Annotated in this window: 13 protein-coding genes; 11 read left to right on the plus strand and 2 right to left on the minus strand. The window is 60.5% G+C overall.

Going from position 1 to position 15,190, the window contains the following annotated elements; all coding sequences use genetic code 11:
- Window positions 1-68 precede the first annotated feature (68 nt).
- Both O3675_RS00005 and O3675_RS00010 read right to left on the minus strand, forming a co-directional pair.
- A complete protein-coding gene (locus O3675_RS00005) occupies window positions 69-695 on the minus strand; it encodes an isochorismatase family protein (protein WP_049340638.1) in 627 nt (208 codons plus the stop codon).
- A gap of 87 nt (window positions 696-782) precedes the next feature.
- Window positions 783-2,081 carry a nicotinate phosphoribosyltransferase gene (locus O3675_RS00010; RefSeq protein WP_371570098.1) on the minus strand — a complete coding sequence of 433 codons (1,299 nt, stop codon included), beginning with the start codon at window positions 2,079-2,081 and terminating at the stop codon, window positions 783-785.
- A 239-nt stretch (window positions 2,082-2,320) separates the two neighbouring features.
- Here O3675_RS00010 and clpS point away from each other — a divergent pair, with 239 nt between their 5' ends.
- The 11 genes from clpS (at window position 2,321) to O3675_RS00065 (ending at window position 15,133) form a co-directional block, all read left to right on the plus strand.
- The gene (gene clpS, locus O3675_RS00015) at window positions 2,321-2,641 is read left to right on the plus strand and encodes an ATP-dependent Clp protease adapter ClpS (protein WP_005507825.1); all 321 of its coding nucleotides are present in this window, start codon (window positions 2,321-2,323) and stop codon (window positions 2,639-2,641) included.
- Window positions 2,641-3,273, plus strand: a complete 633-nt coding sequence (locus O3675_RS00020) for a DUF2017 domain-containing protein (RefSeq protein ID WP_371570100.1) — start codon at window positions 2,641-2,643, stop codon at window positions 3,271-3,273. The genes clpS and O3675_RS00020 overlap by 1 nt, the downstream gene beginning before the upstream one ends.
- A 154-nt stretch (window positions 3,274-3,427) precedes the next feature.
- On the plus strand, window positions 3,428-4,480 hold the full coding sequence (gene murI, locus O3675_RS00025; RefSeq protein WP_371570102.1) for a glutamate racemase: 1,053 nt from the start codon (window positions 3,428-3,430) through the stop codon (window positions 4,478-4,480).
- Entirely contained in the window at window positions 4,471-5,364 is an 894-nt protein-coding gene (locus tag O3675_RS00030) for an MBL fold metallo-hydrolase (RefSeq protein ID WP_005507828.1), read from the plus strand. Before murI ends, O3675_RS00030 begins: the two co-directional genes overlap by 10 nt.
- Window positions 5,365-5,467: 103 nt before the next feature.
- Window positions 5,468-6,199, plus strand: coding sequence for a ribonuclease PH (gene rph, locus O3675_RS00035; protein ID WP_049359116.1), 732 nt, complete (start codon window positions 5,468-5,470; stop codon window positions 6,197-6,199).
- Window positions 6,200-6,237: 38 nt separating this feature from the next.
- Window positions 6,238-6,894 (plus strand): non-canonical purine NTP pyrophosphatase, encoded by a 657-nt coding sequence (locus tag O3675_RS00040; RefSeq protein WP_070847442.1) that lies wholly within the window; start codon window positions 6,238-6,240, stop codon window positions 6,892-6,894.
- A gap of 319 nt (window positions 6,895-7,213) precedes the next feature.
- Complete coding sequence (locus tag O3675_RS00045) at window positions 7,214-8,443, plus strand: peptidase E (RefSeq protein ID WP_371570105.1); 1,230 nt, start codon at window positions 7,214-7,216, stop codon at window positions 8,441-8,443.
- A 223-nt stretch (window positions 8,444-8,666) separates the two neighbouring features.
- Entirely contained in the window at window positions 8,667-10,769 is a 2,103-nt protein-coding gene (locus O3675_RS00050) for a type IIA DNA topoisomerase subunit B (RefSeq protein WP_371570107.1), read from the plus strand.
- A gap of 490 nt (window positions 10,770-11,259) precedes the next feature.
- The gene (locus O3675_RS00055; protein WP_371570110.1) at window positions 11,260-12,831 is read left to right on the plus strand and encodes a cytochrome ubiquinol oxidase subunit I; all 1,572 of its coding nucleotides are present in this window, start codon (window positions 11,260-11,262) and stop codon (window positions 12,829-12,831) included.
- Between the two features lie 21 nt (window positions 12,832-12,852).
- A complete protein-coding gene (cydB, locus tag O3675_RS00060; RefSeq protein ID WP_294645592.1) occupies window positions 12,853-13,923 on the plus strand; it encodes a cytochrome d ubiquinol oxidase subunit II in 1,071 nt (356 codons plus the stop codon).
- Window positions 13,924-14,188: 265 nt separating this feature from the next.
- Entirely contained in the window at window positions 14,189-15,133 is a 945-nt protein-coding gene (locus O3675_RS00065; protein WP_371570113.1) for a multidrug transporter, read from the plus strand.
- Window positions 15,134-15,190: the final 57 nt, after the last annotated feature.

Here is a 15,190-nt window from a genome sequence, read left to right on the forward strand (position 1 = left end):
TGTATTCAACGTCTCTGTATATTCAACGCCCGCTTGAAATGGCGAGTTATCTACAGTGATAGTGGAGGTTAGAGAACCTCAACCACTTCGACGCCCTCATCTTCAAGCTCGGCAACCACGTCGTCGAGCTTGTCCTCGTGCACGGGCGCGGTCAGGTCAACCAGAACGCGAGTCTCGTAGCCTGCATCGACCGCATCGCGAGCGGTAGCCGCCACACAGTAATCGGTGGCGATACCGACAACATCGACGAACTCGATACCGCGCTCATCCAGCCACTCCGACAGGGGAGTCTGCGGGCCGTCCTCAGACGCATCCGCACCAGGCTCGTGCTCGCCGGTTGCGACCTCATCCTCGGGAGCGAGAAGACCCTCAAAACCCGAGTACGCTGCCTCGAAGCGGCCCTTACGGAAGTACGCCTCAATGTAGTCGGTGTCCAGGTTCTCGTGAATCTGCGCGCCTTCGCTCTTCGCCACGCAGTGCACCGGCCAGGAGTCAACGTAGTCGGGGGTCTCAGAGAAGTGCGAACCCGGCTCAATGTGCCAGTCCTGGGTGGCGACAATCGCGTCGTAGCGGTGGTGGTTGTTCTCCACGTATTCGCTAATCAGCGCGGCAACGTCCGCACCGCGCTCGGTGGCGAGGGCGCCGCCGGCGCAGAAATCGTTCTGCACGTCAACAATAATCAGTGCCTTAGACATGTCTGTCCTTTACAAATAGGAATGAGTTTTCACTCTGATTCGCCGAGTGAAATTCGCCGAGTGAAAACAGTATCTCAGAAGGGTGGTTTAGATGAATTCGGTCGGAATGATCGGCTCACCCTCCGAGAGGCGGTGGGCAGCTTCGGGAAGCTCAGCCAGGGATGCTGCGTGGCGGGCGGTTGCGCGGCGCACGCCTTCCTCACCGGTGAAGCCGGGGAGTAGCTCGCCGTTGCGGACGAAGTCCACCATGAGCGGGCGGGTGTCTTCGAGCAGGTTCGGATCCTCGTGGGTGCCCAGAACCTCGGCGGTCGCAATGCCCATGCCGTTGAGGCGGCGGGCCGCACGCTTGGCGCCACCGATGGACGCCTTGCCAGCAGACGCCTTAGCGACCGGCTGCATTTCACCGGCAGAGTTCTCACGCTCAACAACCTTGTACACCATGGAGGAAGTCGGCGCGCCGGAACCGGTGACAAGCTTGGTGCCCACGCCGTAGGAGTCCACGGGTGCTGCCGCCAGGGATGCGATGGCGTACTCGTCCAGGTCGCTGGTGACGGTGATCTTGGTGTGGGTGTTGCCGAGCGAGTCGAGCAGTTCACGCACACGTGCCGCGGTGGCGACCAGGTCGCCGGAGTCCAGGCGCACGCCGCCAAGCTCTTCGCCCGCGAGTTCCACGCCGAGGCGGACCGCGTCGTCCACGTTGTAGGTGTCGACGAGCAGGGTGGTGCGGGCACCGAGGGAACGTAGCTGCGCCTCGAACGCTTCACGCTCGCTGTCGTGCAGCAGGGTGAACGCGTGGGCGCTGGTGCCGATGGTGTGCAGGCCGTAGCGCAGGCCAGCCTCCAGGTTGGAGGTGCCCGCGAAGCCGGCAATCACGGCGGCGCGTGCGGCGGAGACGGCGGCGCGTTCGTGGGCGCGGCGCGAACCCATTTCGAGGCAGGGGCGGTTGCCAGCGGCTGCGCTCATGCGGGAGGCGGCGCTCGCCACGGCGGAGTCAAAGTTCAGGATGGACAGCAGGTAGGTTTCGAGGACGCATGCTTCGGCGAAGGTGCCTTCGACCTGCATGACGGGGGAGTGGGGGAAGAATGCTTCACCTTCTGCGTAGCCGCGGATGTTGCCGCTGAAGGTGAAGGATTCGAGGTAGGAGAGGGTTTCTTTGTTGACGATGTTGCGGGAGGAGAGGAAGGAGAGTTCTTCGTCGTTGAAGCGGAAGTTTGCGAGGCCTTCGAGGAATCGGCCGGTGCCTGCGAGGACGCCGTAGCGGCGGCCTGCGGGCAGGCGGCGGGTGAAGACTTCGAAGGTGCACTTACGGTTGGCTGCGCCGGAGGCGAGTGCCGCCTGGAGCATGGTCAGTTCGTAGTGGTCGGTGAGAAGGGAAGTAGTAGCCATGTGTTTATTGTAGTGGGGGATTAGGGTATTTTTCCTCTTGAGTCGGCGTGTCAATCACTACATAAAGTATTCTTGACTCTAAGTGCTGTAGTATGACAAATTACCAGCACTCTGTGCGGGAGCAACGCAGGACAAACACCGCAGTAGCGCAGGATGAACACCGGAGCAACACTGGAGCTACACAGGGGCAACACATACCCGCCCGTATAATCAAAGGGAACCGGCCGCAAAGGAAACCAATGAACACTACCGCCGTGACTCTCTCCACCGGAACCCTCGAGGACACCGACCTCGACACCGCCCTGGAGAACATCCTCGCCACAGACACCCCCTGGAAAGTCATTGTCTGGAACGACCCCGTCAACCTCATGACCTACGTGTCCTACGTCTTCCGTAGCCACTTTGGCTACTCCCGCGCCCGCGCAGAAGAGCTCATGCTGCAGGTACACAACAACGGCAAGGCAATCGTCTTCACCGGCTCGCGCGAAGACGCCGAAAAACACACCCAGGCAATGCACGCCTGGGGTCTGCTGGCAACCTTCGAGAAAGTAGAAAACTAATGGCGCGACCCTTCCGCCGCACCCCCGGAGGCTACACCGCCTCCTTCGAACCCGCCGAACGCGATCTGATCCGTGAACTTGCCGAAGACGTGCGCGCGCTACTGCGCCCGGCAGATACCACCGCTGACGGCGGCACCGTCGACCCGCTGGAGGCGCTGGTCGGCATCACCGAAAACCCCACCATTCCCGCCGACAGTGCCGTAGCACGCCTGCTCCCCGCCGCAAGCAGCGACGACGAGGCCGCCGCCGAATACCGCCGCTACACCGAACGCGACCTGCGCGAAACCAAACGCGCGAACCTCGCTATGCTCGCCTTCGACATTGAGTCCAGCGACCTGCGCCTGAACGAGGAGCACGCCCGCGCCTGGGCCGCCGCGCTCGGCGATATCCGCCTGGTGCTCGCCGACCGCCTCTACATCGTGGACGAAGACACCGCAGAAGATATTGCGGCGTTCACCGACCCTTCCGAGATCGAGACCCAAGAAGAATACATGGCTGTGGTGTACAACTTTGTCTCCTGGGTTCAGGACTCGCTCATGCTCGCCATGCTCGACGGGCTGGACGACGAAGAAGAGGAAAAGTCCGGCGGAGTATTTGGCGGGGCAAATGGCGGGGCAAACGAGCAAGAATAGAACGAATTTTTCAAATTCCCCTTCAAACTATCGTCATATACAACCACATAATGGTGGTTCTCGACTCATCTAACCGCTCAACGGACTAAAAGGGTAACCTTAGCGAGTTAGCATAGAACGTGGTACCCGACCGATAACGAAGTGTAGGTGACACATGAGTGACAGCATCGACGCAACAAATCCCTACCGTGCCCGCACCCCCTGGGGAAGCCCCGCGCCCGTAGGCCCCACCGCCGCGGCACCCATCGGCGTCTTCGACTCCGGCGTTGGCGGACTCACCGTGGCACGCGCCATCATGGACCAGCTGCCTCACGAACGCATCATTTACGTCGGCGACACCGCCCACGGCCCCTACGGCCCCCTCAAAATCGCAGAAGTACGCGCCAACGCCCTGCGCATCATGGACGAACTCGTCGACTCCGGCGTGAAAATGCTCGTCATTGCCTGCAACACCGCCTCCGCAGCGGTGCTCCGCGACGCCCGCGAACGCTACACCCGCCAGTACGGCATCCCCGTCATCGAGGTGATTCAGCCCGCCGCCCGCCGTGCGCTCGCCGCAACCCGCAACCGCAAGATCGGCGTGATTGCGACCGAGGCGACCGTCACCTCCCGCGCCTACGAGGACACTTTCGCGATTACCCCGAACCTTGAGGTGCACTCGGTGGCGTGCCCGCGCTTCGTGGAGTTCGTGGAGAAGGGCATTACCTCCGGCCCCGAGCTGCTGGAGACCGCCCGCGAGTACCTGCAGCCGCTCAAGGATGCCGGCGTGGACACCCTCGTGCTCGGCTGTACCCACTACCCGCTGCTGGCCGGCGTGATTTCCTACATTATGGGTGAGGACGTCACCCTGGTTTCCTCCGCGGATGAGACCGCGAAGGACGTGTACCGCGAACTGCTCAACCACGCCATTGAAAGCCCGGTCCCCACGGAAAACCCGCACCACGAATTCCTCGCCACCGGCGAATCTGAGACGTTCTCGCAGCTGGCACGCCGCTTCCTCGGCCCCGAGGTCACCAACGTGCGCCACACCAGTTCCGTGGCGGAACGCTATCCGACTGGCTCGCTGGCGGCACTCACCCCCGAAATGCTTGCGGCACACCGCAACATCACCATCAACGAATCGGCAGATCCTGCAGAGGCAGCACACACTGTCGCGGGCACCGAATTTTCCGGCACCACCCCTAAGGACGACACCTCATGCGTCTAACCGTTATCGGTTGCACGGGCTCTTTTCCCGGCCCCGTCTCACCGGCTAGTTGCTACATGCTCACCGCCACGGACTTCGCGGGTCGAACCTGGCGCATCATCATGGACATGGGCAACGGCTCCCTCGGCATGCTCCAGCGCCATATCGATCTGAGCGATATCGACGCGATTCTGATTTCGCACCTGCACCCGGACCACTGCATCGACCTGTCCGGTCTGCACGTGGCGGTCAAGTGGGATCCGCGCGGCTGGCCCAAGGGCCGCATTCCGCTGTACGGTCCCGCCGCGATTAACGAGTACCTTTCGGCGACTCACGGCCTGGACCCGGATCCGGGCATGAGCACCGAGTTTGAGTACCACACCTGGACTGAGGGTGAGCCCGTGCAGATTGGTCCCTTCCGCGTGGAGCCGTTCCGTGTGGTTCACCCCTCGAAGGACCCGTACGCGCTGCGCATCACCTGCAATGACCGCGAGGGCCACACCGTGTTCTCGTACTCGGGCGATACCGACCTGTGCGAGGGCCTGGTCAAGGCTGCGCGCGGTGCTGACCTGTTCCTCTGCGAGGCAGCCTACCAGGAGGGTCGCGACGACGCCCTGCGCGGTATTCACCTGACCGGCAAGCGCGCCGGCGAAGCCGCCACGGAGGCGGGCGTGCGTAACCTGCTACTAACCCACCTGCCCGTGTGGAACGACCCGGACATCGCCCGCGCGGAGGCGCGCAGTGCTTTCTCTGGCCCGGTCGGCATTGCCGAAATGGCGGCAAGCTACCGCATCTACCCGCGCCCGACGGAGGCTCACCCGGTCACGTCCACCCTGAACGTGGTGGAGGTGCTCGACCCGCCGCTGAACACCGCGATTGCCCTGCCCAAGCCTGAGTTGGACTAGGCTAAACCCGAGCTGGACTAGGTGTAAGAACCCCGTACACGCCTTTTCACACCAGCACTAAGACTACTAACACAGAACCAACAGACAGACCTAAGGAGAACCCATGACTGCAACCCGCGAAGACGGCCGCGCACTCAACGAGCTGCGCCCCATCACCATTACCCGCGGCTGGTCCCGCAACGCTGAGGGTTCCGCCCTCATCGAGTTCGGCAACACCCGCGTGCTGTGCACCGCATCCTTCACCGAGGGCGTGCCGCGCTGGCTCAAGGGCGAAGGTAAGGGCTGGGTGACCGCCGAGTACGCGATGCTGCCGCGCGCCACCAATACCCGTTCTTCTCGTGAGTCGCTGAAGGGTCGCGTGGGCGGTCGCACCCACGAGATTTCCCGTCTGATTGGTCGCTCCCTGCGCGCGGTCATCAACATGGACGAGCTGGGCGAGAACACCATCGTGCTCGACTGCGACGTTCTGCAGGCTGACGGCGGCACCCGCACCGCCTCCATTACCGGTGCGTACGTGGCGCTGGCTGACGCTATTACCTGGGCGAAGGAGCAGAAGATTCTGCCCGCTAAGGCGAACCCGCTGATCGATTCGGTGTCCGCAATTTCGGTGGGCATTATTGATGGCACCCCCATGCTGGACCTGCCCTACACCGAGGACGTTCGCGCCGAGACCGACATGAACGTGGTCGTCACCGGCAGCGGCAAGTTCGTTGAGGTTCAGGGCACCGCCGAGGGCGCGCCTTTCGACCGCGATGAGCTCAACAGCCTGCTCGACCTGGCGCTGGAAGGCACCGCAGAGCTGGCTCAGATTCAGCGTGAAGCACTGGCACACTAACCCGTCCCAGTAACTAGTTCCGTCGACAAGGAGAAACTATGGCAGACGCAAAGATTGTTCTGGCAAGCCACAATAAGGGCAAGCTCAAGGAACTGCGCGAAATTCTGCGCGGACGCATTGACGGCCTGGACGTTGACACCCAGGTGGTTGACGCCTCCAGCGTGAACGCACCCGACGTTCCCGAGACCGGCGTGACCTTCGCTGAGAACTCCCTGCTGAAGGCGCGCGCTGTTGCCGAGGCAACCGGGCTGATCGCTATTGCTGACGATTCCGGCCTGTCGGTGGATGTGCTCAACGGCGCTCCCGGCATTTTCTCGGCGCGCTGGGCGGGTAGCCACGGCGATGACACCGCGAACCTGAACCTGCTGCTGGCTCAGCTGAGCGATATTTCTGCCGAGCACCGCGGCGCGAAGTTCTGCTGCGCGGCCTCGGTTGCCGCCCCGAGCGGTTTTGAGGCGGTCGAGTACGGCGAGCTGCCCGGTGAGCTGCTGACCGCACCGGCGGGGGAGGGCGGCTTCGGTTACGACCCGATTCTGCGCCCCATGGAGTTGAACGGTGAGAACGCCCTGTACGAGGGTCAGTACGCTGGCAAGTCTTGCGCTGAGATTCCCGCCGATATTAAGAACTCGATTAGCCACCGTGCGCGTGCTTTTGAAGCGCTGATTCCTCAGATTGCTGCTGCGCTGACCTCCTAAAACCGCTGTCTAAAACCTCTGTCTAAAACCGTCGCTGAGGCGCCAGAGCATACTTACGGTGCCTGTCTGATGGGTGAAAAGGCGGGGTTGGGTACGATTTTTTCGTGCATCCCCCTAAAATCCCCCACAGGGATACCAATTAAAGGCACAATAGGTAGAGAAGCTTTACCTCAAGGTTAGTGACACCAAAGAAACTCGTCTGCTGAAGGTACCTTCGGCAGACGAGTTTTGCTATTGAAGAGCCTTTCAGCGGGGCATCTGTCCGACGCTTGCTGTCACCGACCGCGGTAGAAAAACCTGCAGCGAAAGAGACACACCGATGCTCATCCTTCTTCTGCTGATGGCACTCGCCCTTGCCGCCGGCTGCTGGGCGTACTCCTACGTGTGGCACGGACTGAACCGCCGCGTCATTGCCGCCGTGAAGGTGGTCGATCCGATGATTACGCTCGGCCCGTACGTCATGGCGGCGTGGGTGGCGTTCATGGCTCTGATCGCCACGAATATCTGGGCGACCGGAACCCTGCACACTGTGCTGACGATTATTTTCTGCGTGGTTGCCGTAGGGTGCCTCGGCTGGGCTGGATTCTGGTTGCTCATGCACTGCCTGGGCGGGCAGACCCCGGGCAAACGCCCGATGTGGTGGCGCGAGGCGGTTGCCGCGAAGTTCGCCTGGCGTAACCTCTCGCGCATGCCCGCCTACCTGGGTGCTCGCACCAGCATCCTGCCGGTGGAGAACCCGCATCTGACCAAGCCGTATTCGGGGTCGTGGACTCGCCCGCTCGGTGCGACCATGCCCGGGTACAGCTCCAACGGTGAGTTTATTGAGGGCTTTGACGAGTTCGGTCGCAAGATGCCGCATATCTACCCTGTAGGCCCTGAACCGACCATTTTTGAGATGGCGCGCTGGGGTAAGTCGGTCAGCTCCGATCAGCTGCTGACGACCTTCCTGCCGACTGCTCCGTTTGAGCGTCTGCGTCTGCCCGGCACCATGACGGGCCCCTTTACCTTTGCGGGGGAGGTGCCGCACGGTGCGGTGACGAAGTGGCCTCGCCGCAGCGGCGCCAACCGCGCCTTCGGCTCCTACGCTCGTCTGGGCGAAATCACCGAACGCAAGGTGGAGCTGCTGATCGACCACCGCATCATTGCGGCGCTGCAGACCACCCGCGAAAGCTACGAACGCCGACACAGCTGGATGCTCGCCTTCACCGATATCGCAGACGGCGACTTCACGATGGACGCCGACGAGAACGGCAACCTGCGCATCACCTTCGGCATGATCACCGAGGGTTACGAGACTCCGTGGGTCTTCACCAGCACCCTAAAAGACAGCCCGCGCCTGCGCCGCAAGGTACGCCACGCCATGAGGGAACGCCGCGTCCTCAAACAGAGCAGCGGCGAGCTGATGGACTGGTACTTCGTGCCGAAGCTCAGCGAATTCCCTCACGGCCCGGTTACGAATGAGCTTCCCGAAGAGTTCTACTTCAAGTCCAATATCATGGTCACGAACCGTCACGAGAGCTCCTCGCGTGCCTCGGGTGAGGCGCACTAGGGGAAGGAACGTGGGAGCAGAGCAGCGCATTAGCGGTGACTGTCATAATCACTCTTTTCCCCAAGCCACGCTAGAATAGAGTTCCGAACGTTGAACGCTCTGCGGGGCACGACACGCGTCGTGCCCCGCAGTCGTTCTGCCCCCGTAGCACTTGAGCCGGACTCGCACTCCGCCCGGTGGCACGCGTTCACCACCGCAGACATATTCACCCGAAAGGATTCCCGTGGCGTCTTCGAACTACACCGCCCGTCACCTCTCCGTGCTGGAAGGTCTGGAAGCTGTACGCAAACGCCCGGGCATGTACATTGGCTCCACCGACTCGCGCGGCCTGATGCACTGCCTCTGGGAGATTATCGACAACTCGGTGGATGAGGCGCTCGCCGGTTTCGGCCAGTCCATTCAGGTTATTCTGTACCGTGACGGTTCGGTTGAGGTGCGCGATGATGGCCGTGGTATCCCCACCGACATTGAGCCGCGTACCGGCCTGTCCGGTGTGGAGGTCGTGTTCACTAAGCTGCACGCCGGCGGTAAGTTTGGCGGCGGCTCCTATAATGCGTCCGGTGGTTTGCACGGTGTGGGTGCTTCCGTGGTGAACGCGCTGTCTTCCCGTCTGGATGTGCAGGTGGACCGTGGCTCGAAGACCTACCAGATGTCCTTCCGTCACGGCATTCCCGGATTCTTCGAGTCCGGCCGCACCCCCAAGCCCGAAGATCCGTTCACTCCCGCAACCGAGGGCACTGATGCTCTGCAGGTTGTGGGTCGCGCTAAGCGCGGCGTGACCGGCACCCGTGTGCGCTATTGGGCTGACCCGCAGATTTTCACCCCCGACGCTAAGTTCAGCTATGAGGACTTGGCTGCTCGTGCGCGCCAGACCGCGTTCCTCATTCCGGGTCTGCGTATTTGCATCCGCGATGAGCGCCGCCTGCCCGGCACCCCCGGCGAATTGGAGCCCCACGAGGAAGTTTTCCAGTACGACGGCGGCATTAGCGAGTTCGTCGAGTTTCTGGCGCATGATGAGCGTATTACCGACACCTGGCGTTTTAGCGGCAGCGGCTCTTTCACCGAGACCGTGCCGGTGCTGGGTGAGGACGGCCGCTCGCAGCTGACCGACGTGGAGCGCGATTGTGAAGTGGACGTTGCGCTGCGCTGGGGTATTGGCTATGAGACGACGGTCCGCAGCTTCGTGAATATTATTGCCACCCCCAAGGGCGGTACTCACACGACCGGTTTTGAGCAGGGCCTGCTGCGCGTGATGCGCAAGCACCTTGCCGATAATGCCCGCAAGTACAAGGTGGGTAACGACAAGATTGAGAAGGACGACGTGCTCGCCGGCTTGACCGCCGTGCTGACCGTGCGTCTTGCCGAGCCGCAGTTTGAGGGTCAGACCAAGGAGATTCTGGGTACCCCGGCGGTTCGCCAGATTGTGTCGAAGGTTGTGGGTGATGCGCTGAAGGCTCGCCTGGAGTCGACCGCCCGTGCGGAGAAGGCTCAGGCGGCCGCTCTGTGCGAGAAGGTTGTCTCTGAGATGAAGACCCGCGTCTCGGCGCGCATCCATAAGGAAACTCAGCGCCGTAAGACCGCGCTGGAGTCTTCGTCCATGCCCACTAAGCTGGTGGATTGCCGTTCGACCAATGTTGAGCATTCTGAGCTGTTCATTGTGGAGGGTGACTCGGCGCTGGGTACTGCGCGTCTGGCGCGTTCTTCTTCGTATCAGGCTCTGTTGCCGATTCGCGGTAAGATCCTGAACACTCAGCGTGCTTCGGTGACTGATGTGCTCGCGAATGCTGAGTGTGCGGCGCTGATTCAGGTCATCGGTGCAGGCTCGGGCCGTACTTTTGATCTGGACTCTGCTCGCTACGGTAAGGTCATTATGATGACCGATGCGGACGTGGATGGCGCCCACATTCGTACCCTGCTGCTGACCCTGTTCTACCGTTACATGCGTCCGCTGATTGAGGCGGGTCGCGTGTACGCCGCGGTCCCGCCCCTGCACCGCGTGGAGGTGGTGCGCCGCGGCAAGCCGAACGAGATGGTGTACACCTACTCGGAGAAGCAGCTGCACGAGCTTCTGGATTCTTTGCAGGAGCAGGGCGTGTCCTATAAGGAACCCATTCAGCGTTATAAGGGTCTGGGTGAGATGGACGCCGACCAGTTGGCTGAGACCACTATGGATCCGCGTCATCGCATGTTGCGCCGTATTCGCATTGAGGATGCGGAGGCTGCCGAGCGTGCGTTCTCCCTGTTGATGGGTTCTGAGGTGGCTCCGCGTAAGGAGTTCATCATTGCGGGTGCTCATCAGTTGGATACTGAGAGCATCGATATGTAGCTTGCGGCACTTTGCGGGGGAGCGGTGCCTGGCGTGTCACAATTCATGATTTTTTCGTGATAATAGTCACACTATTTCTTGGAAATCTCAGTAAAATCGGTATAATTTAGGCAAATTTAAGCTTTGAGCACTACTTGAACTACCTGTCATATTCCGGGAATCTGTCACCAAAATTTTGCAGAAATAATATAAAAATGCAAAGTTTCACCGTGGTTCCGAAACTGCCTCGCAACCCTGCAATGCACCACAGCGTTTCGCCCCTCAATCCACTCGCACAGTGGGGGATAACGTTCAACGTACCTTTAGCGAAACGTCAAACAATAAACGTCCATACTATGCACAGCCTACTCACAGCTCCTCAGGAAAACCCTGTACCTTAGAAGCATGAGAGACAGTGTGTCAGTAACTCTCGTATGCCCTCCATCGATGGCGGACTACCCGAAATCTGGCACAAACACACATTAAGTACACACATAGTAAGGACCTATCAATGGATCCCCTTGATTTTGGTAGGTGGCAGTTCGGTATTACCACCGTCTACCACTTCTTCATGGTTCCGCTGACTCTGGGTCTGGGCCTTGTTGTGACCTACCTGTACATTCGCTATGTTCGTACCAAGAAGGACGAATACAAGCGCATGACGAAGTTCTGGGGCAAGCTGTACCTCATTAACTTCGCAATGGGTGTGGCCACCGGTCTGGTTCAGGAATTCCAGTTCGGCATGGCGTGGAGTGAATACTCCCGCTTCGTCGGCGACGTCTTCGGCGCTCCGCTGGCAATGGAAGGCCTCTTCGCCTTCTTCGTTGAGTCGACCTTCCTGGGTCTGTGGATCTTCGGTTGGGACCGCCTCAAGCCTGCTGTACACGCATTCTCGCTGTTCATGGCAGTCCTCGGCTCCTGGATTTCTGCATTCTTCATTCTGGTTGCAAACTCCTGGATGCAGCACCCCGTCGGTGCAGAAATGATTGACGGTCGTCCCCGCATGACCGACATCGGCGCAGTGCTGATGAACCCCCTCGCATGGGTGACCTTCACTCACGTCATCACCTCCGCTATCCAGGTTGCAGGTGGCTTCCTGGTCGGTATTGCCTGGTACAAGCTGTGGCGTCGCCGCAAGGACGGCATCGACAAGGTCGTTGACGGCAAGGTTGTTGTTGGTGAGTCCGACAAGGGCGCACGCGACAAGGCCGACTTCCAGGTCTGGTTCAAGTCCCTGCGCCTGGGCGCTGTTGTGGGCCTGCTCGCCTTCGCAGGTATCGGCGCATCCGGTCACATTCAGGCACAGATGATGATCCACGAGCAGCCCATGAAGATGGCTGCTGCAGAAGCTGCGTGCCACGACGGCACCTCCTTCTCCGTTCTGACCGTCGGTGAGCTCGGCGCTCAGAGCTGTGACAAGATCACCCCCGTCATCGAGGTTCCCGGCGTGCTGTCCTTCCTGGCACACGACAACTTCGACACCCCGGTGAAGGGCATCCAGACCCTGCTGCCCGAGTACGAAGCTAAGTTCGGCACCAACCTGCCCAACAACCCGCTCTACGGTGAGCGCGCAGGTCAGAAGATTGACTACCTGCCCTCCCTCGAGGTCTCCTACTGGGGCTTCCGCGGCATGATGGGCCTCGGCGGCATCGTACTGCCCTTCTACATCTACGCACTGTGGGTAACCCGTAAGAAGGGCGTAGGCACCGTCCCCGAGTCCAAGCTGCTCAAGAACGTTGCTGTCTGGTCTATCCTGGCTCCCTTCTTTGGCATCGCACTGGGCTGGATCTTCACCGAAATGGGCCGCCAGCCCTTCGTTGTGGCTCCGAACCTCCAGGGTGATCCCTCGATCCACCTGTTCACCGCAGCAGCTATCTCCCCGGGTGTTTCCGGTGAAGAAATCCTCTTCTCCCTGCTCACCCTGGGCCTGCTCTACGGTGTGCTGATGGTGGTTGAGGTTTACCTGCTCATTAAGTACGTCAAGGCCGGTGTTGTGGCAGCAATGCCCGAGCTGGTTCAGTCGCACCACGAGGACGAGTCCAACGACAAGTCCAAGCGCGATGTGCTGGAGTTCGCCTACTAGGCGGGTAAGGATTGATTCACCATGAACTTTGATTTCAATATCTTTGCCGGTCAGCCTGGCCTGCCCACCCTCTGGTTTGTCGCCATTGGCGTCTTCCTCATCATGTACCTGATTCTCGACGGCTTCGACCTGGGCGTCGGTATGCTGATGGGTTCCAAGTTCACCAAGAACGAGAAGGAACGTCGTCTGCTGCTGAACATCATCGGCCCCGTCTGGGACGGTAACGAGGTGTGGATTGTGTCCGGCGGTGCTGCTATCTTCGCAGCATTCCCCATCTGGTACGCAGCCCTCTTCTCGGCTCTGTACATTCCTCTGACCCTCGCGCTGGTCTTCCTGATTCTGCGCGTGGTCGCAATTGAATACCGCGGTAAGAAGAACGACGAGAAGTGGATCCGTAACTGGAACATCGCTCTGTCTGTTTCTTCCTTCTTCATCGCGTTGCTCGTCGGTGCTCTGCTGGGCCTGACCTCCATGGGCCTGCCCATCAACGACAATGGTGACCGCGTCGGCGGCGCCTTCGCATGGGTCTCCCTACCGGTTCTGCTCGGCGGTCTGGGCTTCGTTGGCTTCTCCCTGGTTCAGGGTCTTGCCTTCATCGCTCTGAAGACCGACGGTGACATCCGTGACCGTGCCCGCAACACCCTGGTACGCTGGTCTCCCGTCCTGCTGCTGCCGATCGTTGCATGGGTTCTGGCACTGGACTTCACCACCGGTAACGGCGTCTCCTGGCTGTGCACCATCCTGGCTGTTGTTGCCGTTCTGATTGCTTGGATCTCCGCAAAGGGTGGCCGTGAGGGTCGCGCTTTCGCTGGTCTGTCCGTGTTCCTCGCATTCGGCGCGCTGGCAATCTTCACCGCAATGTACCCGAACGTTCTGCCCTCCACCCTGGACCCGGCATACTCGCTCACCATTGCGAACGCATCCAGCTCCGAGTACACCCTGGGCGTTATGACCTTCGTGACCTGCCTTGGTCTGCCGGTCGTCTTCGTCTACCAGGCATGGACCTACTGGGTCTTCCGTAAGCGTCTGCACGTGGATCACATCCCCGACGCTCACGACGCTACCGAACTGGCTGAACTGCCGACCAAGTAGCATGTAGCTGATTGAAGGATCCCCCGAATTTCTCTTTCGAGAAGTTCGGGGGATTTTTCTATGCCCGCTGAGGACCAGGTACACAGAGGAGTAGGCGCACAGAGGACTATTCCTGCAGGGGACTATTCCCGCAGAGGATGCAGCTCGCGGCAGGCGGGTGGGCGCGCAAAAATTTTTGGTGCACACCCCCCCCGAAATTCGGGCGCGACAGGGAGTAAAAGGTGTAATGTGGTGTACAACTCACTCTTATGAAAGGCGTTCAACGATGAAGTCCCCCAACCGCCGCACCGCCGACCCTCGCACCGGAACTAGCCCTCGCGCCAGCATGAGCCGCCACCTGCTCACCACGGGTGCCCTGTTCTGTATCGGCATCATGCCCCTGAGCGCATGCTCGCTCTTCAACCCGCCGCTGGAACGCGACGAAAGCGTCCACGCCATCTTTGATGCGGAACAGGACATCGTGAAGATGCCCCTGGACGATTACCTCTACTACGAGGGGGGCACTCATTACGAATACACGGCCTTTCAGATTGCCATGAAGCAGTGCTTCGCCGAACACGGGCAGAACTACACCATCCCGGCTCCCGACTCTGAGAGTGCGCCGCGTGGCGATTTTGGCCGAAAGTACGGTCCCTGGAACGTCGAATACGCCAAGAAGTACGGATTCCAGAAGCGAGACCCCAACGCCGCCCCCATCTCCTTTAGCTCACCGGAGAGCTTGAGCCCCGAGGAGCAGCTTCGCACCGAATGTCATGACAAGGCCCGCGAGACCCTGGAGGCCGCGGTGCCCGAAGGTAAGAGGCCCGAGAATGACGTGCAGTCCACATACAGTCGTATCTCTACCGAGGCGGGTAACGCTGTGTACGGTAGCAAACTGCACCGCGAGCTCGAAGAGAAGTGGAAGCAATGCGTCTCAAACCGGGGGCTCACCCCCAATAAGGCAGGCTATGTCGCCGAGGAAAGCCCGCTGAATGAGCAGCTGAGCAAGAACGGTGGTTACAACGAGCCCGCCTCCGAAGAAGAGATTCGTATCGCCACCATCATGGCAGAATGTAACCAGCAGGTCGGCATGAGTCAGCAGCTCTACGACCTGGAGGCACAGTATCAGATGCCGCTCATCCGCAAGTACCAGTCGCAGCTTGAGCAGGAACGCAAGGCAGAACGTGAGCGTGACGAGAAGTTCAAACAGTACGTTCTGGAGCACCAGTAACCCGAGCGTCCACGACCGGGTTTGACGTCGGATTTTAAAACCGAATTTTGATGCCGG

Source organism: Rothia sp. 27098_8_27, assembly GCF_041432805.1.
GTDB classification, from domain to species: Bacteria; Actinomycetota; Actinomycetes; order Actinomycetales; family Micrococcaceae; genus Rothia; species Rothia mucilaginosa.